Genomic DNA, 21,027 nt, shown 5'->3' with positions numbered 1-21,027 from the left:
CGAAACGGGGACGGATGCGGGTTCTGGCTTCAGCGACCTCCCATTGTCCCGCACCGGTGGGCGGTGCCGGGCGGGCGGCGGGAAAGGGGCTGGTGGGAGGGGGGTGGGGCGGGGTTCGGCCGCCTTCGGACGAGGGGTCTGCGGGAAGTCCGGACGCCTTCGGACGACGAGCCCGCGCGGCATCCGGCCGCCCGGGCGAAGACGCGCCCGGCCACCCGGACCCGGACCACCCGTCGCCCGCAGGCCCCTCGCGGCGCTCACCAGGCGAAATCGTTGTACGGTTCACCTATGCCTGAGCCGACTCGACAGAGGCGGTGGCTCGTCCTGGCGATCTGCTGCATGAGCCTGCTGATCGTCAGCCTCGACAACACCGTCCTGAACGTCGCGCTGCCCTCCATGCAGCGTGACCTGGGCGCTTCCGTGTCCGGGATGCAGTGGACGATCGACGCCTACACCCTCGTCCTGGCGTCCTTGCTGATGCTGGCCGGTTCCACCGCCGACCGGCTCGGGCGGCGCCGGGTCTTCACGACCGGACTGGTCGTCTTCTCCCTCGGCTCGCTGCTGTGCAGCCTCGCGCCGAGCCTGGAGTGGCTGGTGGTCTTCCGGATGGTGCAGGCCGTCGGCGGGTCGATGCTCAACCCGGTGGCGATGTCGATCATCACCAACACCTTCACCGAGCCCCGCGAGCGGGCCCGCGCGATCGGGGTGTGGGGCGGCGTGGTGGGCATCAGCATGGCGGCCGGGCCCATCGTCGGCGGCCTCCTGGTGCAGGCCGTGGACTGGCGCTCGATCTTCTGGCTCAACGTCCCCATCGGCGCGGTCGCCCTGTTCCTGACCCTGAGGTACGTGCCGGAGTCGCGCGCCCCCAAGCCCCGCCGGATGGACCCGGTCGGGCAGGCGCTGATCATCCTGCTGCTCGGCTCCCTCACGTACGCGATCATCGAGGCGCCCGGCTCCGGCTGGGACTCGCCCGCGATCCTGGGGTGCGCCGGGCTCGCCGTCCTCTCGCTCGCCGGTCTGGTCTGGTACGAGCGCAGGCGCCGGGAACCCCTCATCGACCTGCGGTTCTTCCGCAGCGCGCCGTTCAGCGGAGCCACCGTGATAGCGGTCTGCGCGTTCGCCGCGCTGGGCGGCTTCCTCTTCGTCAACACGCTCTACCTCCAGAACGTGCGGGGGCTCTCCGCGCTGCACGCCGGGCTCTACATGCTGCCCATGGCCTCGATGACGCTGATCTGCGCGCCGCTTTCGGGGCGCCTGGTCGGCGCCACCGGCCCGCGGCTGCCGCTGCTGCTGGCGGGCGCGGGGCTGAGCGTGAGCGGGCTGCTGTTCGCGGCCTTCAAGGCCGAGTCGAGCACCGCCCTGCTCTTCCTCGGGTACGTCGTCTTCGGCATCGGCTTCGGGCTCGTCAACGCGCCCATCACCAACACCGCCGTCTCCGGGATGCCGCGGGCGCAGGCGGGCGTGGCCGCCGCGGTCGCGTCCACCAGTCGGCAGGTGGGCCAGTCGCTCGGCGTCGCGGTGATCGGCGCGGTGCTGGCCAGCGGCGCGCGGACCGGGCCGGACGCCTTCGTGCAGGCGAGCCGCCCCGCCTGGTGGGTGATCACCGGCTGCGGGCTGGCCGTCCTCGTCCTCGGCGCGCTGACGAGCGGCCGGTGGGCCAAGCAGACCGCGCAGCGCACGGCCGCCCTGCTGGGCGAACCGGCGGACGCCGGACCGGCGCAGCCGACGCTGCGTGCGGGGGCGTGAGCGGGAGCCTCGCCGCCTCGGCCGTCGGGTGAGCGGCTGACCGCCCCTACCGCCTCCGACCGCCCGTCCTGCCCTCGGGTGAGCGGCTCCGCGTCCCCGGTGGTCGTCACCCCGTCCTGCCGTCGGATGAGCGGCTGACCCGCCCCCGGCCGCCCTTCTCACCCTCGGGTGAGCGGCTGACGACGGACGCGACGGCTCCCCGGCCCCCTCACCCCCCGGCGCTCTGCCCCTCCCCCATCGCCAGCGCGTGCAGCCGGTCCAGCCGGACGCGCGTCTCCTCGTCCATCGGGGTGTAGGCGATCATGCGCGGGCCGAACTGCGGACCGGTCCACAGGGAGGTGGTGGCCACCCGCAGCAGGCCCACGTCGGCCTGGTGGAAGAGTTTGCACTTGCTCGTCGGCTGCACCACCTCGTGCCGCGCCCAGATCCGCCGGAAGTCCTCGGAGACCTCCGCCAGCCGGGCCACCAGCGCCTTCGCGGCCGGTTCGCTGACGTTCCCGGCCGTCGAGGCGCGGAACCTGGCGACCAGCAGGCGCACCGTCTCGTCCCAGTCGGTGATCGCGGCGCGCCAGTCGGGATGGGTGAACGCCAGCCACAGGCAGTTGCGTTCCTCCGGGGGGACCGCGTCCAGGTCGCACAGCAGCCGCCCGTAGGAACGGTTGTAGGCGAGGAGGTCGAACCGGGTGTTCTGGATCACCGCCGGGTAGGGTCCGAGCTGGTCGAGGAGCTGGAGCGTGCCCTCCGGCAGGCCGGTGCAGCTCCGGTCCGGTTCGGGGTCGGCGGCGCCGGCGAGCGCGAAGAGGTGGTTCCGTTCGGCGCGGTCCAGCATCAGGGCCCGTGCGATGGAGCTCAGCACCTGGGGCGAGACGTGGATGTCCCTGCCCTGCTCCAGCCACGTGTACCAGGTGACCCCGACCGTCGCGAGCTGCGCGACCTCCTCCCGGCGCAGGCCCGGCGTACGGCGGCGCCGGCCGCGCGGCAGCCCGACCTGTTCGGGCATGGTCCGCTCGCGCCGGCTGCGCAGGAAGGCGGCCAGCTCGGCCCGCCGCAGTTCCGCCTCGCCGCGCGCCGATCCGTGTTCCGGGCGGGTGGGGGCGGCGGGCGGAGCGGTGGGGCGGGCCGTTGCGGCCGGGGTCCGCGGCCGGGTGGCGCCCGGGGTCATGGTCGAGGGCACGGTCATGAACACCAGCTTGCCGCAGGCGTCAGCCGGTTGCCAGGTAGCCCGGGTACCAGGATAAGGACACTCTGGTACCCCCTTACGCGAGCCGGGATCGTCGTCACCGTGAGCGAAACCCGCATACCGACACCGATCCCGTCCGCACCCCCGTCCCCCTCCCGTTCCTCCACCCCCTCCCCCGCCACACCGCCCGCCTCCTCCGCCGCCCCCAAACTGACCGGCCTCGGTCTGGCGACCGTGCTGCTCGGCGCGGCGCTGCCGATGATCGACTTCTTCATCGTCAACGTCGCCCTGCCCACCATCGGCCGCGACCTGCACGCCAGTCCCGCGCTGCTGGAAATGGTGGTCGCGGGCTACGGCGTGGCGTACGCGGTGCTGCTCGTGCTCGGCGGGCGGCTCGGCGACATGGTGGGGCGGCGCCGGCTGTTCCTGTGGGGGCTGGCCGCCTTCGGCGTCACCTCGCTCGCCTGCGGCGTCGCGCCGGACGCCTGGACGCTGGTGGCCGCCCGGGTGGCCCAGGGCGCCGCGGCGGCGCTGCTGCTGCCGCAGGTGCTGGCCACCATCCAGGCCGCCACGAGCGGGCAGCGCCGGGCCCGGGCGCTGAGCCTGTACGGCGGCACGGCCGGGGTCGCCAGCGCGCTCGGCCAGGTGCTCGGCGGGCTGCTGGTCGCGGCGGACCTCGCCGGTACGGGCTGGCGCTCGGTGTTCCTGGTCAACGTGCCGATCGCGCTGGGCGCGCTGCTGCTGGCGCTGCGCACCGTCCCGGAGAGCCGCTCGCCGCACCCGGCGCGGGTGGACGGGCCGGGGACGGTGCTGCTGGCGGTCACCCTGGTCGCGCTGCTGCTGCCGCTGACGGAGGGCCGGGCGGCGGGCTGGCCGCTGTGGTCGTGGCTGCTGCTGGCCGTCTTCCCGTTCGCGGGGGCGGCGTTCGTGGCCGTGGAGCGGCGGGCCGAGCGGAGCGGCCGGACGCCGCTGGTGCCGCCGTCGCTGCTGGGCATCCCCTCGGTGCGCCGGGGGCTGGTGGTGGTGGTGCCGTTCACCCTGGGCTTCGGTGGCTTCATGTTCGTGGTGGCGGTGGCCTTGCAGGACGGGCTGCGGTACGGGCCGATGGCGGCGGGGCTGGCGCTGGTGCCGCTGTGCGCCGCGTTCTTCGCCTCGTCCCTGGCCGGTCCCCGGCTGGTGAGCCGCTTCGGGCGGCGGGTGGTCACGGTGGGGTCGCTGATCCAGGGCACCGGACTGGTCCTGCTGGTGCTGACCGTCCAGGCCGGCTGGCCCGGCGTGTCGATGGCCGGGCTGGCGCCGAGCATGACGGTGCTGGGGCTGGGGCAGGGGCTGGTGATGCCCGTCCTGATGCGCTTCGTCCTGAGCGAACTGCCCGCCGCGCAGGCCGGGGTGGGCGGCGGCGTCCTCGTCACCAGCCAGCAGTCCGGTATGGCCCTGGGCGTGGCCACCCTCGGCACGCTCTTCCTCTCCCTGCTGCCGTCCTTCAACATGCGGGATGCGCTGGTGACGGTCCTGCTGACGCAGCTTGCCGTGGTGGTCGTGACGACGGTGCTGTCGCTGCGGCTGCCGCGCACGGTGCGGTGAGGGGGCGGGGGCGCGGCGGCCGGGCGCCGGTCCTCGCGGGTCGCGAGCCGTGCCCCGGTCCCGCCCCCTTGGGCCTCACCCCTTCCCCGCCCCCGGCAGCCGCAGGCGGAAACACGCGCCGTCCGGCCGCGGCTCGTACCACGCGTCGCCGCCGTTGGCGCGGGCCAGGTTGCGGACGATCCACAGCCCCAGCCCCGCCCCCTCGGTCCCCCGCTCGTGGGCGGGGGCGCGGCTGAACCGTTCGAACAGGCGCGGGACGAAGTCGGAGTCCACCCCCGGGCCGTGATCGCGCACCGTGATGTCCACCCAGCGCCCACCGCTCTCCTCGTCCCCCTCCTCACCCCACGCCTCGGCCCTCTCCCCGTCCCTCTCCTCGGCCCGCACCTCCACCGGCGGACGGCCGTAGGACAGGGCGTTCTCCAGGTAGTTCGTGAGCATCTCCGAGAAGGCGACCCGGTCGACATACGCCCGCGGTCCGTTCCCGCAGGACAGGCGGACGGACTCCGCCCGTTCGCCGAGGTCGGCCAGCCGCTCGATGAGGAACCCCAGGACGGGGACGCGCTCGGGGGTGCCGCGTGCCTCGTGGGCGTCGATCCGGGAGGCGGTGAGGAGTTTGCGGACGAGTCCTTGGAGGTGGGTGACGCGCTCGGCGATCCGGGCGAGGATCTCGGTGCGCCGCGCCGCGCCGGCCGCCGCGCGGCGGTCGCGCAGCACCTCGACCAGGAGGCCGATGGTGGCCAGCGGGTTGTGCAGTTGGTGGGCCGCGACGGCGACGACGACGTTGCGCCGCTCCAGCGCCTCCTCCAGTTCGCGTTCCGCCTGCCGCCGCCGGGTGATGTCCCGCAGCGCGACGACGTGCAGCCGCTCGCCTTCGAACATCGTCGTGGTGACCCGCATGTCCACGACGCGGCTGCCGCCCCTGGGCATCACCAGGTCGATGGTGGCCTCCCCGACGGCGAGCGGCGAGCCGAGGTCACTGCCGGTCAGTTCGTCGACCGGGCGGCCGAACAGCTCGGTCGCGGCCGGGTTGCAGTAGCGGATGACGCCCCGCTCGTCGACGGCCACGATGCCGTCCGCCGACGCCGCCAGGACCGCCCGCACGATGTCGTCGTGGCCCGGCCCGCCGGGCTCCCGCTCTCCGGGTGACGGGGAGCGGGGGCCCGGGGCGACGGCGTCATTCATGCGGTTCCGTTTGCGGGGTGCCCTCGGCCGTGCCGGCGGGCCACGGCCTGGTGTCCATCAGCGGGCTCCCGTAACCGGCCAGGATGTTGGACACCCCCCGCAGGGGAGCGCCCACGTGCAGGCCGGTGTGGTCGATGGTGACCGCGCGGACCCGGTGGTCGTGGGCCGAGCCGCGGGTCTGGAGCACGGTGACGGCGCGCCCGACGTGGCCCGGCGACTCGATGTAGCGCAGCAGGATGGCGACGTCCGTCAGGCTCGCGACCTGCCCGGCGATCGACGGGCTGCCCGGCCCCGGATACAGCTGGCCGGGCAGCGCCGTGAGGAGCGTGGTGACGCCCTGCGGGCGCAGCACCGCGCCCAGGGCGATGACGAAGTCGAGCAGCGCCCGCGGGGTGGCGATGCGCTCCAGCGCGGACAGGGTGTCGATGACCAGTCGCTGCGGCCGGAACTCGTCGACCGATCGCCGGATGCGGATGAAGTGGTCCTCCAGGGAGGAGGTCTCCGGGTACTCGGACACCACGTTCAGCAGCCCCGTGGCGTCCATCTGCGCCAGGTCCACGCCCCAGCCCGCGATGCTGCGCCGCAGTTGCTCCTCGGTCTCGTCGAAGGTGTAGAGCAGGCAGCGTTCGCCCGCGTCGACGCCCGCGATCATGAAGCTGAGCGCCGTCAGCGTCTTGCCGACGCCGGTGGGGCCGGAGAGCAGGACCACCGCGTCCCGGAAGAAGCCCCCGCCGCACATGTCGTCCAGTTCCGGGATCCCGCAGGAGACCCGGTCGCGCCGCACCGACCCCTTGTCGAAGGGGAGGAACGCGAGGGGGATGACGACGATGCCGTCCCGCGGGTCGATGGTGAACAGCCACTCCCCGGTGCGGTGCGGCGCCCCCCGGAGCTTGACGATCTCCACGGTCCGGCGGCGGCGTTCGCGGTGCAGCCCGTTCCGCAGGACGATGACGTTGTTCAGCACGAACTCCTCGACGTCGTACCGCGATATGCCGCCGTACTCGTCCGTCCGCTCGGCGGTCAGGACGGAGGTGACACCGAGGTTCTCCAACGTGGTGGCGATCCGGAACAGTTCGTGCCGGACGACCGCCTTGTCGGGAAACCGGGTGAAGATCGCGCCCAGGGAGTCCAGGGACACCCGGGTGGCCCTGGTGCTGCGCACCGCGTGGGTGATCCGCGCCACCAGCGCGCCGAAGTCGTAGGTGCCGACCGTCGGCCCCTCCTCGGTGATGTCGGCGGACGCGTCCACGAACGCCCAGGCGCCCTCGGCTTCCCAGGCCGCGATGTCGAAGCCGAGCGAGGCGGCGTTCCGCCGGATGTCGGCGGGCGGCTCCTCGAACGTGACGAACACCCCCGGGTCGCCGAACCGCTGCCGCCCCCGGGCCAGGAACTCCACGGCGAACAGCGTCTTCCCGCTGCCCGCCGTACCCGTCACCAAAGTGCACCGGCCCTTGGGCAGGCCGCCCAGCGCCACCCGGTCGAAGCCGTTGATGCTGGTGGGCACCCGCGCGAGCGTGTCGTCACCGGCGGCCATGGTCACGCGCCTCCAAACTCGTCCGGATTGGGCAGGCCCAGGGCGAGGGCGGCGCGGCGCTGGTCCGACAGATCTCCGATCACCCTCCGCTGGGGCACGGGGCGCAACCGGACCACGGTGGGCGTGGCGAGAATGCGCCACCGCTCCGCCAGCTCGGGCCGTTCGACGGCATCGACGACGGTCAATTCGTAGTACCCCCGTAGACGGGCCTCGCACAGCGCCCGCAGGTTCTCCAGCGCCTCATGAGAACGCTGGGTCTGTCCCGCGACGTAGAGAACGAAGGAGTACGTGGTCACTTGAGGGCACACCTCCCCTCGCGATCCCCGTACGCCGCCCGCCCCTGCCTCCACTGTCCTCCGCCCGGAAACCGGTCGCCAGAGCGGCGGCCGTCTTCGGCCCGAAACCAGAGCGGTGGCCGTCTTCGGCCCAACAGGAGCGCCGGGCCGACGGCCGGGCCTAGGCTCGAAGACGTCCGTTCCCGGTGCGGCGGGGACCACCTCGGCCCCGGGCGGATCGTCGCTCCGGGACCGGGCCCGTTCCCGGTGCGGCGGGGACCACCGCGGACACGGCAGAGGACCACCGCAGACACGGCAGGGGTCGACGATGACCAGGGTGCTCGTGGTCGAGGACCAGCGGACGCTGGCCGACGCGCTGGAACTGGCCATCGGCGCCCAGCCCGACCTGGAGTGCGTGGGCGCCGTGGACACGGTCGAGCAGGCACTGCCCCTGGCGCGGACGGGCACCGACGTCGTCCTGATGGACGTCCACCTGCCCGGCACCGACGGCATCGCGGGGACCTCGCTGCTCAAGAGGGCCGCCCCGGCGCTGCGCGTGCTGATCCTGACCGGGGACCCCCGTCCCCGGCTGCTCGCCGCCGCGGCGGCGGCCGGTGCCGCGGGGTTCCTGACGAAGGACAGCGCGCTCCCGGACATCCTCGCCGCGATCCGCGCCCCGGCCACCGGGCCGTTGCTGGTCGCGGGCGGCACGCTCGTGGCACTGGCCGAGGTGCCGGGGGACGAGCCGCGCCCGCCCGGTGCCGAGCGGCCGGTGCGTTCCCCTGCCCGGCGGGGCCGGGACCGCTGCACCGCGCGGGAACTGGAGGTGCTGCGGCTGCTCGGGGAGGGACTGGGCCCCAAGGCCATCGCCGAACGCCTGGTCATCAGCCCGCACACGGCCCGCGGCCACATCAAGAGCGTCATGCACAAGCTGAACGCGCACAGCCAGCTCGAAACGGTCGTCACGGCGATCCGGGAAGGGCTGCTGGACCCCGTCCCCGGAGACCGTCCGGACACCCGGGACCCGCGCACCCGCACTCGGCCCATCTGAGGGGTGCGAACGGCCCATCCACGGGTTCAGCGCCCCTCGTCACCGCTCCTACCGTAGGCATCGGTACGCCGTACGTGGTGAAGGAAAGGAAAGGGGCGTCCGGCCGATGGCCGACAAGGATGTGCTGTTCGCGGAGACGTCGCGGTTCGCCACCACGCTGGCCGCGCTCCCCCCGGTCGGCGACGTGCTGCACGAGCTGGCCCGGTGCGGCGCGAGCACCTTGGGGCTGCGCAGTGCGGGCGTGTCCCTGCTGGTGGACGACCGTCCTCGGCTCGCCGACGCCCTGGACGGGGCGGCCACCGCGCTCGGCGAAGCGCAGGAGCGCCTGAGCGTCAGCCCGTGCGCCGACGCGCTGCGGTCCGTGAGCCCGGTGGTGGTGGTCGACCTGACCAGGGCCTCCGGGCGCTGGACCGCGTACGAGGAGGTGGCGCGCGGGTTGGGCGTGGTGGCCCTCGCCAGCGTGCCGCTGCGCGCCGGCGACCGGGTGCTGGGGACCGTCGATCTCTATGACACGGCCGCCCGCCCCTGGCCGTCCCACGATCTGACGGCGGTCCGGTTGCTGAACGACATGGCCACCGCCTATCTGGCGCACTCCGCCTCCCTCGGCGAAATGAGGCGGCTGGTCGGGCAGTTGCGGCAGGCGCTGGCCAGCCGGGTGGTCATCGAGCAGGCGAAGGGCGTGATCTCCGCCGTGCGTCAGGTCTCCGTCGACGAGGCGTTCGACCACCTGCGTCAGCACGCACGCGACCATCAGGCAAAGCTCCACGACACGGCGCGAGAGGTCGTGCGCACCCGCCACAGTCCCTGACCCGGCGCCCCCCCGCCCGGACCGTCACGATCCCCGCCCGCCCCGGCGGGGGGGGCCGCTTGGCGCCACCGTTCCGGTGGGTGTGACAGAGGTGACGGCCGGTCCGCGCCGGGCCGGCTGCTTCCTCCTGCCCGCGCTGCTGTGACCCGCGTCTCTCTCCCCTTGTCATCGAGTGACAGTTATTGAAATCTGTCAGTCGGTAGGTGACAGTAGAGGGGCGGCCGGCTCCCCGGCCGTGACCACCGACCGGAGGAGACCCCTCATGCCCGCCTTCCGCACGCTCGGCACCGACGGCCCCCGCGTCTTCCCCCTCGGCCTCGGCTGCATGGGCATGTCCGCCCTGTACGGCACCACCGACCGCGCCGAGTCGATCGCCACCGTGCACGCCGCGCTCGACGCCGGCGTCACCCTGCTGGACACCGGCGACTTCTACGGCATGGGCCACAACGAACTGCTCGTCAACGAGGCGCTGCGCACCGCCCCCGCCGCCGCCCGTGAACGGGCCCTGACCAGCGTGAAGTTCGGCGCGCTGCGCTCCGTCGAGGGCGCCTTCATCGGAGTCGACGGCCGCCCCGCCGCCGTCCGCAATTTCCTGGCCTACTCGCTCCAGCGGCTGGGCACCGACCACATCGACATCTACCGGATCGCCCGCGTCGACCCGGACGTCCCCATCGAGGAGACCGTCGGCGCCATCGCCGAGGCCGTGCAGGCCGGCCACGTCCGCCACATCGGCCTGTCGGAGGTGGGGGCGGACACCGTGCGCCGGGCCGCGTCGGTGGCGCCGATCGCCGACCTCCAGATCGAGTACTCCCTGCTCTCCCGCGGCATCGAGGACAAGATCCTGCCCACCTGCCGCGAGCTGGGCATCGGCGTCACCGCGTACGGCGTCCTCTCCCGCGGCCTGCTCGGCGGCCACCTGGCCCGCGACCACGCCTTCGAACCCGGCGACTTCCGCGGCATGAGCCCCCGCTTCCAGGGCGGCAACCTCGGGCGCAACCTCGACCTGGTGGACGCCCTGCGCGCGGTGGCCGACCGGAAGGGCGCCACGGTCGCCCAGATCGCCATCGCGTGGGTGCTCTCCCGGGGCGAGGACATCGTCCCGCTGATCGGCGCCCGCAGCCGGAACCGGCTGGCCGAGTCGCTGGGCGCCCTGGACGTCCGGCTGGACGCCGCCGACCTGGCCGCCATCGAGCACGCGGTGCCGCCGGGCGCCGCCGCGGGCGCGCGGTACGACGAGGAGCAGATGGCCCTTCTGGACAGCGAGCGCTGACCGGCCGGGACGCCCGGGTACCGTCCCTACAGAGCGCCCCGCCCCGACGGCGCCGTACCCGACCCGAAAGGCCCCCCTCGCGCCATGTCGTCCGCCCCCCTCACCCCCGAGCGCATCCTCGAAGCGACCGAGGACGTGCTGCGCCGCTACGGCCCGGCCAAGGCCACCGTCGTCGACGTGGCCCGCGCCCTGGGGGTGAGCCACGGCAGCGTCTACCGGCACTTCCGCACGAAGACGGCGCTGCGCGAGGCGGTCACGGCACGCTGGCTGGACCGGACGCTGGACGCGCTGCGGTCCATCGCCGCCGAGGACGGCCCGGCCGCGGACCGGCTGGACCGCTGGCTGTGCGCCCTGTTCGCGGCCAAGCGCCGCAAGGCGGGCGACGACCCCGAACTGTTCGCGACGTACACCACGCTGATCGGCGAGACCGGCGGCGTCGTGGAGCGCCACATCGCCGACCTGACGGCCCAGCTCACCACGATCGTCGGGGACGGCGTGGCGCAGGGCGCGTTCGCCGCCCCCGACCCCGCCGCCTGCGCCCGCGCGGTCTTCGAGGCCACGGCCGCCTTCCACGACCCGTGCCACGCCGCGGAGTGGTCCCGCCCGGAGACGGACGCCGTCTTCGCGTCGGTACGGGCGCTGATCCTGCGGGGGCTGCGCGCCTGAGGGGCGGCCCGCGTCCGTCCCACGGAGACGGGCCGGGGTTCGGGCGGGACGGTCACCCGTACGAGGACGGGAACGGAGCAGCCGCCACCCTCCGGACGTTCCCCTACCCCACCCCCAGGAACCGCAGCACCGCCAGCACCCGCCGGTGGTCGGCGTCCGCCCGGGGCAGGTCCAGCTTGGCCAGGATGTTGTTGATGTGCTTGGCCACCGCGCTCTCGCTCACCACCAGCCGCTCGGCGATCCCCGCGTTGGAGCGGCCCTCCGCCATCAGGGCCAGCACCTCGCGCTCGCGCCCGGTCAGCCGCTCCAGCGGATCGCTGGCACGCCGCACCAGGAGCTGCGCGACGACCTGCGGGTCCAGCGCGGTGCCGCCGTCCGCGACCCGGTGCAGCGCCTCGATGAACTCCTCGACGTCCGCCACCCGCTGCTTGAGGAGGTAGCCGATGCCCTCGGTGCTGGTGGCGATCAGTTCGGCGGCGTACCGCTCCTCCACGTACTGGGAGAGCATCAGGAGCGCGGTGCCGGGCCACCGCCGCCGGATGACGAGCGCGGCCCGCACCCCTTCGTCCGTGAAGCCGGGCGGCATCCGCACGTCCACCACCGCCAGGTCCGGCCGGTGCTCCTCGACCGCCGCCAGCAGCTCCTCCGCGTCGCCCACCTCGGCCACGACCGCGAACCCGGCCGTCTCCAGCACCTTGACCAGGCCGACCCTGAGCAGGACGGAATCCTCGGCGATCACAGCGCGCTTCACGGCGTGCACGGCAGCTCCACAGTCACGATGGTCGGGCCCCCCACGGGGCTGCTGATCCGGAAGGCCCCGTCCACGGAGCGCACCCGCTGCGCGAGCCCCTTGAGCCCGCTCCCCCCGGCCGGGTCGGCGCCGCCCACACCGTCGTCGGCGATCACCACCCGCAGTATCTCCCCCAGCCGCGTCACCGTGACGTCGGCCCGGGTGGCGTCCGCGTACTTGGCCACGTTGTTCAGCGCCTCGGAGACGACGAAGTAGGCCACCCCCTCCACGGCCGGCGTGGCCCGCTCGGGCAGGTCCGTCCGCAGGCGCACGGGCAGCGGGGCGCGGGCGGCGAGGCCGGACAGCGCGGCGTCCAGGCCGAGTTCGTCCAGGACCGCCGGGTGCAGGCCGCGCACCAGGTTGCCGAGTTCCTCGATCGCCTCCTTGGCCTCCCGGTGCGCCTCGTCGATGACCTGCCTGGCCTCGGGCGGCAGGTCCGTGAGCGTGGCCTTGGCGAGGCCCAGATTCAGCGCGAGGGCCACCAGGCGCTGCTGGGCGCCGTCGTGCAGGTCGCGCTCGATGCGGCGGCGCTCGGCGTCCGCCGCGTCCACCGCACCGGCCCGGCTCTCCGTCAAGTCCTCCACGCGGCGCAGCAGTTGCTCGGACCGGCTCACGCCCAGGACCGCGCGGCCGACCAGCAGCTCCAGCCGGGTCACCCCGGCGGCCAGCGCGGGCACCACCGCCAGCACCGCCAGGCCCGCGAGGCTGATGTAGGCGGCCTGCGTGGAGTAGCCGTGATGGCTGACCCGCCACTCCCAGCCCAGCGTCCAGATCCACAGCAGACAGGTTCCCGCGACCAGCCCGGCCGCCAAAAGCGCCAGGACCAGGGCCTCCAGCACGCCGAACAGCGGGCCGATCAGCCAGTGGTACCCGAACTGCCGCTTCGCGTTCCTGCGCCCCTGCCGCGGCAGGTCCGCCCCGCACCACGTCCGGAACCTCCACCGCTGCGCCTCGGTCAGCCCGTACCCGGCGACGACGAGCAGGGTCACCGGGATCGGCAGCGTCAGCGTCGCCGCTTCCGTGCCCGGCCCCAGGACGTCCAGCAGCAGCGTGTACACCCAGAAGAACAGCGCGGCGGTGACGGCGTGCAGCGGCAGCCCCGAGGCGAGGAAGAGCAGGTCGCGGCGGAGCCGGAGCAGGGGGCGCCGCAGCCGGGGCAGCTCGCGCCGGAGCCGCGTCAGGGCAGGTCGCACCCAGGGTGGCAGGTTCATGATCCCACCGTAGGCACCGCCCGTCGGGCGCCACCATGCGCCTGGCCTCCGCTCCGATGGTGAAACCAGTACCACCCCAAGTGTGAAAACAGCGTTGAGGACCGGGGCCGCCGCGCACGGAAGTGTGGGGTGTGCCCCGATCACCGGGGCCACCGACCGCGCTCCGACACGGAAGAGACCCCCGAGATGGCCCTCATCGCGCTCGTCCCCCCGACCCGGCCGCACCGCTCGCGCCTCGCCGGATGGCCTGCGACGCGCGGCGCGGGGCACCCGACGCCCGGAGCGCGGCGCGCGACGGACGGGACCCGGCACGCGGAGGCCACGGCGGCGCGCGAGACGCACGGGACGTGGCACGCGACGGCCGGGGCCCCCTGCTCCGGCCCTACGGCCCGCCACCGCTGGTACGGGCGGCTGCTGACGCTCGCCGGGCTGGCCCTGCTGCCGTGGATGGGCTACCTCGCCGGGACGCTGCCGCCCGCGGAGGCGGCGCTGTGGGTGGCCCTGGACTCCCTGGAGGCCCTCTGCCTGCTGACGGCCGGCGTCCGGCTCACCACCGGCCGTCCGGGCCACCGGGCCACCGCCGGCGTGGCCGCCGCGCTGCTGGCCGCCGACGCGTGCGTGGACGTGGCGACGTCCGGGCCGGGGGCGGAGCTGCTGGCCGCGCTGGCGATGGCGGCGGGCGCCGAACTCCCGCTGGCGGCCCTGTGCGCGGTGCTGGCCACGCGGAGGGCGTCGTGCGCCGGACGAGGATGAGGCACGCGCCCACCCGAAAGAAGCCGACGGGCCCGGAAGAAGCCGACAGGCCGAAGAACAACCACGAAGAACAACCGCCCCGAAAACCGATCGCCCCCGAGAAACGCCGATCGCCGGCCGCCCCCGGAAAACCCGGAGCCGACCGGCGATCAAGCCGTCCGAGGGCCCGTGACAAGCCCCCTACGACCTCAGCAGCCCAGCAGTCGCCCGCCCAGGTACGACTGGATCTGGTCCAGCGAGACGCGCTCCTGCTTCATCGTGTCGCGCTCGCGGACGGTGACCGCGTTGTCGTCCAGCGTGTCGAAGTCGACGGTGACGCAGAACGGCGTGCCGATCTCGTCCTGGCGGCGGTAGCGGCGGCCGATGGCGCCCGCGTCGTCGAACTCGATGTTCCAGAACTTGCGCAGGTCCGCCGCCAGGCCCTTGGCCTTCGGCGAGAGCTGCGGGTTGCGGGACAGCGGCAGGACGGCGACCTTGACCGGCGCCAGGCGCGGGTCAAGGCGCATGACGGTGCGCTTCTCCATCTTGCCCTTGGCGTTGGGCGCCTCGTCCTCGACGTACGCGTCGAGCATGAAGGCGAGCATCGCCCGGCCGACACCGGCCGCGGGCTCGATGACGTAGGGGGTCCAGCGCTCGCCGGCCTCCTGGTCGAAGTACGACAGGTCCTGGCCGGACGCCTTGGCGTGCGAGGACAGGTCGTAGTCCGTGCGGTTGGCGACGCCCTCCAGCTCACCCCACTCGGAGCCGCCGAACTGGAAGCGGTACTCGATGTCCGCGGTGCGCTTGGAGTAGTGCGAGAGCTTCTCGGCGGGGTGCTCGTACCAGCGGATGTTCTCCTCGCGGATGCCGAGGTCGCGGTACCAGTTCCACCGCTGCTCCATCCAGTACTCCTGCCACTGCTCGTCCTCGCCCGGCTTGACGAAGAACTCCATCTCCATCTGCTCGAACTCGCGGGTGCGGAAGATGAAGTTGCCCGGAGTGATCTCGTTCCGGAAGGACTTGCCCATCTGGGCGATGCCGAACGGCGGCTTCTTGCGGGAGGTCTGCTGCACCTGCGCGAAGTTGGTGAAGATGCCCTGCGCGGTCTCCGGGCGCAGGTACGCGACGGAGCCGGTGTCCTGCGTCGGGCCGAGGTGCGTGGAGAGCAGGCCGGAGAACTGCTTCGGCTCGGTGAACTGGCCCTTGTTGCCGCAGTTGGGGCAGTTGACGTCGGCGAGGCCGTTCTCGGGCAGGCGGCCGTGCTTGGCCTCGTACGCCTCTTCCAGGTGGTCCGCGCGGAAGCGCTTGTGGCAGGAGGTGCACTCGGTGAGCGGGTCGGTGAAGGTGGCGACGTGACCGGAGGCCACCCAGACCTCGGGGGCCAGGATCACCGACGAGTCGATGCCCACGACGTCGTCACGCGAGGTGACCATGGCGCGCCACCACTGGCGCTTGATGTTCTCCTTGAGCTCGACGCCGAGCGGGCCGTAATCCCAGGCGGCCCGCTGGCCGCCGTAGATCTCACTGCACGGGTATACAAAGCCACGGCGCTTGCTCAGGCTGACGATGGTGTCGATCTTGTCGGCGGCCACGGTGCTCTCTTCATTACGACGACGAACAGCGAATGACTCAGGTTACCGGCGGCCGTACCCCCCGGGCCAAATCGGTATCGGCGCGCCCTTCGTCGCGCAGCTCACTCATCAGATTAATTGACAATCGTTTCCAGTTTTGTTGAAAATGAGTGTCATGAACGTACGACGTCACCTCCCCGCCGCGGCGCTCGCCGCGCTCAGCGTCCTGGCCGTCCCCGTCCTGTCCGCCTGCTCGACCGACGCGGCGGACGGCAAGAACGACGGCAGGCTCCGGGTGACGGCGTCGTTCTACCCAATGGAGTTCCTGGCGAAGGAGATCGGCGGGAACCACGTCGCCGTCACCACCCTGACCTCCCCCGGCACCGAGCCGCACGACCTGGAGCTGAGCCCCCGGCAGACCGCCGACCTCGGCGAGTCCGACGTGATCGTCTACCTCAAGGGCCTGCAGCCCGCCGTGGACGGCGTCGTGGAGCAGTCCGGCGTCCGCCACACCGTGGACGCCGCCTCCCTGACGACGCTGGAGAAGCACGGCGACGAGGTGGACGGCCACGCCCACGGCTCCGGGGACGCCCACGAAGCCGGGCACGACGAGCACGGCCATGACCACGAAGCCGGCGGCAACGACCCGCACATCTGGCTGGATCCCGTCCGTTTCGCTCAGGTCGCCAAGGGCGTGGGCAAGGCGTTCGCCGACGCGGACCCCGGCCACAAGGCCGACTACACCAAGAACACCGACGCCCTGGTCAAGAAGCTCGACGGCCTCGACGCCACGTTCCGCGACGGCCTGAAGAACAAGTCCTCGGACACCTTCATCACCACCCACGCCGCCTTCGGCTACCTCGCCGAGCGCTACGGGCTGGTCGAGGAGGCCATCAGCGGCCTGGACCCCGAGTCCGGCGACGTCAGCGGCAGCCGCGTCAAGGAACTCCAGAAGCTGGCCAAGGACCACCACGTCAGCACCGTCTTCTTCGAGACGCTCACCAGCCCGGCGACGGCGAAGACGCTCGCCAAGGACATCGGCGTCAAGACGGACGTGCTGGACCCGATCGAGGGGATCACCGACGACTCCAAGGGGACGGACTACCTCAAGGTCATGGAGTCCAACCTCGCGGCCCTGCGGAAGGCGCTCGGCGCCAAGTGACGGAAGGACCCACCATGAATACGCACAACGGCGCCGAACCCGTCATATCCCTGCGCGGGGCGCGCGCGGCCCTCGGCTCGCGCCCGGTCCTGCGCGGGGTGGACCTGGAGGTGCGCCGCGGTGAAGTGGTGGCCCTGCTGGGGGCCAACGGCTCCGGCAAGTCCACCGCCGTCCGCTCGATCGTCGGCCAGGTCCCGCTGACCGCCGGTGAGCTGGAGCTGTTCGGCACGCCGCGGCGGCGCTTCAAGGACTGGCACCGCGTCGGGTACGTGCCGCAGCGCACCACCGCCGCCGGCGGGGTGCCCGCGACGGTCCGCGAGATCGTCGCCTCCGGGCTGCTCTCCCGCACGAAGCTGAAGTGGCCGGGGCGGGCGGACCGCGCGGCGGTCCACCGGGCGCTGGAGCTGGTCGGCATGGCCGACCGGGCCCGGGACGCGGTGGACGCGCTCTCCGGCGGCCAGCACCAGCGGGTGCTGATCGCCCGCGCGCTGGCCTCCTCCCCGGAACTCCTGATCATGGACGAGCCGATGGCCGGCGTGGACCTGGCCAGCCAGGAAGTGCTGGCCGACACGCTGCGGGCCCAGGTGGCGGCCGGTGCGACCGTCCTACTGGTGCTGCACGAGCTGGGCCCGCTGGAGCCGCTGATCGACCGGGCGGTGGTGCTCCGCGACGGCTGCGTGACGCACGACGGCCCGCCCCCCGAGGCCGTCGGGCAGCATGCCCTCCCCGGCCACGACCACGTCCACCCGCACGCCGACCAGGCCGCAGGGCCGGTCCGGACAGGACTGCTGACCTGACATGGACATCTTGAACTACGCCTTCATGCAGCGGGCGCTGCTGGCCGCCCTCCTGGTCGGCGTCGCCGCCCCCGCCGTCGGCATCTACCTGGTGCAGCGCCGCCAGGCGATCATGGGCGACGGCATCGGCCACGTCGCCCTCACCGGCGTCGCCCTGGGCTTCCTGCTCCAGACGTCGCGGGTGTGGATGGCCGTTCTGGTCGCCGCGCTCGGCGCCGTGATCATGGAACTCGTCCGTTCCTACGGGAAGGCGCGCGGCGACATCGCGCTCGCCATGCTCTTCTACGGCGGCATGGCGGGCGGCGTGATGATCATCAACCTGGCGCCCGGCGGCTCCACCGCCAACCTGAGCAGCTACCTCTTCGGGTCGCTCAACAGCGTCTCCACCGAGGACGTGGTGACCACGGCCGTCCTGGCCGCGTTCGTCATCGCGATCACCCTCGGGCTGCGCCGCCAGTTGTTCGCCGTCTGCCAGGACGAGGAGTTCGCCCGGGTCACCGGCCTGCCGGTGCGCGCCCTGAACCTGCTGCTCGCGGTCACCGCCGCGGTCACCGTCACCGTCGCGATGCGCGCGGTGGGGCTGCTGCTGGTCAGCGCGCTGCTGGTGGTGCCGGTCGCGGCGGCGCAGCAGGCCACCCGCGGGTTCGCGATGACGCTCGCCCTCGCCATCGGCATCGGCGTGCTCGTCACCCTCTCCGGCACGGTCGTGTCCTTCTACGCGGACGTGCCGCCGGGCGCCAGCATCGTGCTGCTGGCCATCGCGGTCTTCGCCCTGATGTCCCTGCTCGCCGCGCCGCTGGCGAGAAAACGGGCGAAGAGCGCCGCCGCGGCCCCCGACCGGTGCACCCTGGAGGTCCCCGGCAGCCGCGCCGCCATGGACGACGTCGGCGTCTGACGGGGCCCCGGACGCCACCCGGCGCGCGGGGAGACCCGGGGCCCGCCCGGCGTCCGGGCGGGCCGGGCCACCGCACCGTCGGCAGCCGGACAACCGTGACCATCGCGCCGAATGTGACGGGAGTGGTAAGCGGCCCACCCGGGTTCCGGTCATTTCCTGGCACAATGGCCGGACGCATGGGCAGGGGGACATCCCGAATTCCTAGGGAGGCAACGGTGGCGACGAGCGCGGGATCTCCGGTGCGCGGCCGGTCGACGCGGCAGCGGGCCGCCGTGGCTGCGGCACTCGACGAGGTGGACGAGTTCCGCAGCGCGCAGGAACTGCACGACATGCTCAAACACCGGGGGGACTCGGTGGGGCTGACCACCGTCTACCGGACCTTGCAGTCCCTGGCCGACGCCGGCGAGGTCGATGTGCTGCGGACCACCGAGGGCGAGGCCGTCTACCGCCGGTGCAGCACCGAGGACCACCACCACCATCTGGTGTGCCGGACGTGCGGCAAGGCCGTCGAGGTGGAGGGCCCGGCCGTGGAGAAGTGGGCCGACCAGATCGCCGCCGAGCACGGCTTCCAGGACGTCGCGCACACCATCGAGATCTTCGGCACCTGCGGCGACTGCGCGAAGGCCGCGGAGTCGTCGTGACGAGACGGGGCGCGCCCTGATTTCCGTCCCGTTTCGATTTCCTTTTCGGTACCGATTTCCGTCCGGGTGGCGGTTTCCCGTACACGACTCACGTGCGGGGGAAACCGCCACCCGTTTCGTCTACTGCGCCACCGCCGGGTCGCCCGCCGGAGCCGCGCCGAAGCGGCGGTCGCGCTGGGCGTATTCCAGGCAGGCGTCCCACAGGTTCCGCCGGTCGAAGTCCGGCCAGAGAATGTCCTGGAACACCATCTCCGCGTACGCGCTCTGCCAGATCAGGTAATTCGACGTGCGCTGCTCGCCCGACGGCCGCACGAACAGGTCCACGTCCGGCATGTCCGGGTAGTACATGTACTTCGCGACCGTCTTCTCGGTCACCTTCGCCGGGTCCAGCTTCCCGGCCCGCACGTCCGCGGCGATCGCCGCCGCCGCGTCCGCGATCTCGGCCCGGCCGCCGTAATTGACGCAGAAATACAGCGTCATGGCGTCGTTCTCGGTGGTCTGCTCCTGCGCGATCTGGAGTTCCTGCACCACGGACTTCCACAGCTTGGGCATCCGGCCGACCCAGCGGATGCGAATGCCCAGCGCGTCCATTTCGTCGCGGCGGCGCCGGATGACGTCCCGGTTGAAGTTCATCAGGAAGCGCACCTCTTCCGGCGAACGCTTCCAGTTCTCGGTGGAAAAGGCGTAGAGCGACAGGTTCTTGACGCCCATTTCGATGCAGCCCTTGAGCACGTCCATGACGACGCCCTCGCCGACCTTGTGCCCCTCGGTGCGCGGCAGGCCGCGCTGCTTGGCCCACCGGCCGTTGCCGTCCATGACGATCGCGACGTGGTTCGGGATCAGTTCGCCCGGGATCTTCGGCGGACGCGCGCCGGAAGGGTGCGGTTCGGGCGTCTCGTACTCGCGTCGGTTGCGCCCCAGAAACCCGCGTCGTGCCATGCGCCCCACGTCTCCTCTGTGCCTGTTCTGTTCTGTGATGGTTGTCGCCGGTGGCAGTGGCCCGCCGCCGTCACTGCTCCACGTACCGCAGCGAGCGCAGGCCGCGCTCCAGATGCCAGTGCAGATAGGCCGCCACGAGCCCGTTGCCCTCCCGTACGTGCCGGGGCTCGCAGGCATCCGCGGTCGCCCAGTCGCCGGTGAGCAGCGCGCTCAGCAGTCCGATCGCCTCGGAGGAGGGTACGACGCTTCCGGGGACGCGGCAGTCACCGCACACCACGCCGCCCGATCCGACGGAGAAGAAACGGTTGGGCCCGGGGAGGCCGCACTTCGCGCAGTCGTCGAAGCTGGGCGCGTAACCGTTCACCGCGAGCGAGCGCAGCAGGAACGCGTCCAGCACCAGGTGCGGCGCGTGCTCGCCGCGCGCCAGGGTCCGCAGCCCGCCCACCAGCAGCAGGTACTGCTGCACGGCGGGCTCGCCCTCGTGGTCGGTGAACCGCTCGGCGGTCTCCAGCATGGCCGTGCCGGCGGTGTACCGGGCGTAGTCCCGCACGATGCCGCCACCGTAGGCCGCGATCGTCTCACTCTGCGTGCACAGCGGCAGCCCGCGCCCGACCAGCTCCCCGCCCCGCGCGAAGAACTGCACGTCGACGTGGGAGAACGGCTCCAGCCGCGCCCCGAACTTGGACTTCGTCCGCCGCACCCCGCGCGCCACCGCGCGCACCCGGCCGTGGCCGCGCGTGAGGAAGGTGATGATCCGGTCCGCCTCGCCCAGCTTCTGGGTGCGCAGCACGATGCCGTCGTCGCGGAACAGACTCATGGCCCCATTCTCCCGTATGCGCGAGCGAACCCGGCCCGGGGCGGGCGGTTTCCCGCGCGTCGGGTCGGGCCGCTCCGGGATTCCGTACGGGCCTCGCGCTCCGGGAGCCCCGCGCGGGCTCCCGGGAACGCGGGCGGGGGCCGGGGGGGGGGGTACCCCCGGGGCCCCCCGGCGGA

Annotated in this window: 20 protein-coding genes; 11 read left to right on the top strand and 9 right to left on the bottom strand. The window is 73.0% G+C overall.

Annotation, left to right across the window (positions count from 1 at the left end; all coding sequences use genetic code 11):
- Positions 1-288 precede the first annotated feature (288 nt).
- On the top strand, positions 289-1,746 hold the full coding sequence (locus tag ABZX96_RS11105) for an MFS transporter (RefSeq protein ID WP_355541446.1): 1,458 nt from the start codon (positions 289-291) through the stop codon (positions 1,744-1,746).
- A 208-nt stretch (positions 1,747-1,954) separates the two neighbouring features.
- Here the strand turns inward: ABZX96_RS11105 and ABZX96_RS11100 are convergent, their stop codons facing one another.
- Positions 1,955-2,926 (bottom strand): helix-turn-helix transcriptional regulator, encoded by a 972-nt coding sequence (locus ABZX96_RS11100; protein WP_355541443.1) that lies wholly within the window; start codon positions 2,924-2,926, stop codon positions 1,955-1,957.
- A 102-nt stretch (positions 2,927-3,028) separates the two neighbouring features.
- Here ABZX96_RS11100 and ABZX96_RS11095 point away from each other — a divergent pair, with 102 nt between their 5' ends.
- Complete coding sequence (locus ABZX96_RS11095) at positions 3,029-4,510, top strand: MFS transporter (RefSeq protein ID WP_355541440.1); 1,482 nt, start codon at positions 3,029-3,031, stop codon at positions 4,508-4,510.
- A gap of 75 nt (positions 4,511-4,585) precedes the next feature.
- On the opposite strand, the gene ABZX96_RS11090 is transcribed toward ABZX96_RS11095, so the two are convergent.
- From ABZX96_RS11090 to ABZX96_RS11080, 3 genes are read right to left on the bottom strand one after another with little or no spacing between them, the layout of a single operon-like run.
- Positions 4,586-5,692 carry an ATP-binding protein gene (locus ABZX96_RS11090; RefSeq protein ID WP_355541437.1) on the bottom strand — a complete coding sequence of 369 codons (1,107 nt, stop codon included), beginning with the start codon at positions 5,690-5,692 and terminating at the stop codon, positions 4,586-4,588.
- On the bottom strand, positions 5,685-7,226 hold the full coding sequence (gene kaiC, locus ABZX96_RS11085; protein ID WP_355541434.1) for a circadian clock protein KaiC: 1,542 nt from the start codon (positions 7,224-7,226) through the stop codon (positions 5,685-5,687). Before kaiC ends, ABZX96_RS11090 begins: the two co-directional genes overlap by 8 nt.
- A 2-nt stretch (positions 7,227-7,228) precedes the next feature.
- A complete protein-coding gene (locus ABZX96_RS11080) occupies positions 7,229-7,522 on the bottom strand; it encodes a circadian clock KaiB family protein (RefSeq protein ID WP_355541431.1) in 294 nt (97 codons plus the stop codon).
- Positions 7,523-7,829: 307 nt separating this feature from the next.
- On the opposite strand from ABZX96_RS11080, the gene ABZX96_RS11075 reads away from it, so the two are divergent.
- The 4 genes from ABZX96_RS11075 to ABZX96_RS11060 all read left to right on the top strand — a co-directional run bounded on the left by ABZX96_RS11075 (position 7,830) and on the right by ABZX96_RS11060 (position 11,296).
- Positions 7,830-8,552, top strand: coding sequence for a response regulator transcription factor (locus ABZX96_RS11075; protein ID WP_355541428.1), 723 nt, complete (start codon positions 7,830-7,832; stop codon positions 8,550-8,552).
- A gap of 106 nt (positions 8,553-8,658) precedes the next feature.
- On the top strand, positions 8,659-9,360 hold the full coding sequence (locus tag ABZX96_RS11070; RefSeq protein WP_355541425.1) for a GAF and ANTAR domain-containing protein: 702 nt from the start codon (positions 8,659-8,661) through the stop codon (positions 9,358-9,360).
- A gap of 262 nt (positions 9,361-9,622) precedes the next feature.
- On the top strand, positions 9,623-10,630 hold the full coding sequence (locus ABZX96_RS11065) for an aldo/keto reductase (RefSeq protein WP_355541422.1): 1,008 nt from the start codon (positions 9,623-9,625) through the stop codon (positions 10,628-10,630).
- An 84-nt stretch (positions 10,631-10,714) separates the two neighbouring features.
- The gene (locus ABZX96_RS11060) at positions 10,715-11,296 is read left to right on the top strand and encodes a TetR family transcriptional regulator (protein WP_355541419.1); all 582 of its coding nucleotides are present in this window, start codon (positions 10,715-10,717) and stop codon (positions 11,294-11,296) included.
- 103 nt (positions 11,297-11,399) lie between these two features.
- Here the strand turns inward: ABZX96_RS11060 and ABZX96_RS11055 are convergent, their stop codons facing one another.
- Positions 11,400-12,035, bottom strand: coding sequence for a response regulator transcription factor (locus tag ABZX96_RS11055; protein ID WP_355541811.1), 636 nt, complete (start codon positions 12,033-12,035; stop codon positions 11,400-11,402).
- 8 nt (positions 12,036-12,043) lie between these two features.
- A complete protein-coding gene (locus ABZX96_RS11050) occupies positions 12,044-13,297 on the bottom strand; it encodes a sensor histidine kinase (RefSeq protein WP_355541416.1) in 1,254 nt (417 codons plus the stop codon).
- A 186-nt stretch (positions 13,298-13,483) separates the two neighbouring features.
- Here ABZX96_RS11050 and ABZX96_RS11045 point away from each other — a divergent pair, with 186 nt between their 5' ends.
- On the top strand, positions 13,484-14,050 hold the full coding sequence (locus ABZX96_RS11045) for a hypothetical protein (RefSeq protein WP_355541414.1): 567 nt from the start codon (positions 13,484-13,486) through the stop codon (positions 14,048-14,050).
- Between the two features lie 188 nt (positions 14,051-14,238).
- Here the strand turns inward: ABZX96_RS11045 and ABZX96_RS11040 are convergent, their stop codons facing one another.
- Positions 14,239-15,621, bottom strand: a complete 1,383-nt coding sequence (locus tag ABZX96_RS11040; RefSeq protein ID WP_355541411.1) for a glycine--tRNA ligase — start codon at positions 15,619-15,621, stop codon at positions 14,239-14,241.
- 154 nt (positions 15,622-15,775) lie between these two features.
- Here ABZX96_RS11040 and ABZX96_RS11035 point away from each other — a divergent pair, with 154 nt between their 5' ends.
- From ABZX96_RS11035 to ABZX96_RS11020, 4 genes are all read left to right on the top strand, one after another.
- Positions 15,776-16,762: a metal ABC transporter substrate-binding protein gene (locus tag ABZX96_RS11035; protein WP_355541408.1), complete on the top strand. Its 987-nt coding sequence runs from the start codon at positions 15,776-15,778 to the stop codon at positions 16,760-16,762.
- Between the two features lie 14 nt (positions 16,763-16,776).
- A complete protein-coding gene (locus tag ABZX96_RS11030; protein ID WP_355541405.1) occupies positions 16,777-17,559 on the top strand; it encodes a metal ABC transporter ATP-binding protein in 783 nt (260 codons plus the stop codon).
- Between the two features lies 1 nt (position 17,560).
- On the top strand, positions 17,561-18,454 hold the full coding sequence (locus ABZX96_RS11025) for a metal ABC transporter permease (RefSeq protein WP_355541402.1): 894 nt from the start codon (positions 17,561-17,563) through the stop codon (positions 18,452-18,454).
- 215 nt (positions 18,455-18,669) lie between these two features.
- The gene (locus ABZX96_RS11020) at positions 18,670-19,095 is read left to right on the top strand and encodes a Fur family transcriptional regulator (protein WP_355541399.1); all 426 of its coding nucleotides are present in this window, start codon (positions 18,670-18,672) and stop codon (positions 19,093-19,095) included.
- Positions 19,096-19,215: 120 nt separating this feature from the next.
- Here ABZX96_RS11020 and ABZX96_RS11015 read toward each other — a convergent pair whose 3' ends face one another.
- A complete protein-coding gene (locus tag ABZX96_RS11015) occupies positions 19,216-20,034 on the bottom strand; it encodes an isoprenyl transferase (protein WP_355541396.1) in 819 nt (272 codons plus the stop codon).
- 70 nt (positions 20,035-20,104) lie between these two features.
- On the bottom strand, positions 20,105-20,851 hold the full coding sequence (recO, locus tag ABZX96_RS11010) for a DNA repair protein RecO (protein ID WP_355541393.1): 747 nt from the start codon (positions 20,849-20,851) through the stop codon (positions 20,105-20,107).
- Positions 20,852-21,027 lie beyond the last annotated feature (176 nt).

Origin of the sequence: Streptomyces sp. NPDC003077 (genome assembly GCF_040611095.1) — a bacterium.
GTDB lineage: Bacteria > Actinomycetota > Actinomycetes > Streptomycetales > Streptomycetaceae > Streptomyces.
The sequence above is the reverse complement of the archived record's forward strand: the minus strand, read 5'-3'. Positions and strand labels throughout refer to the sequence as shown.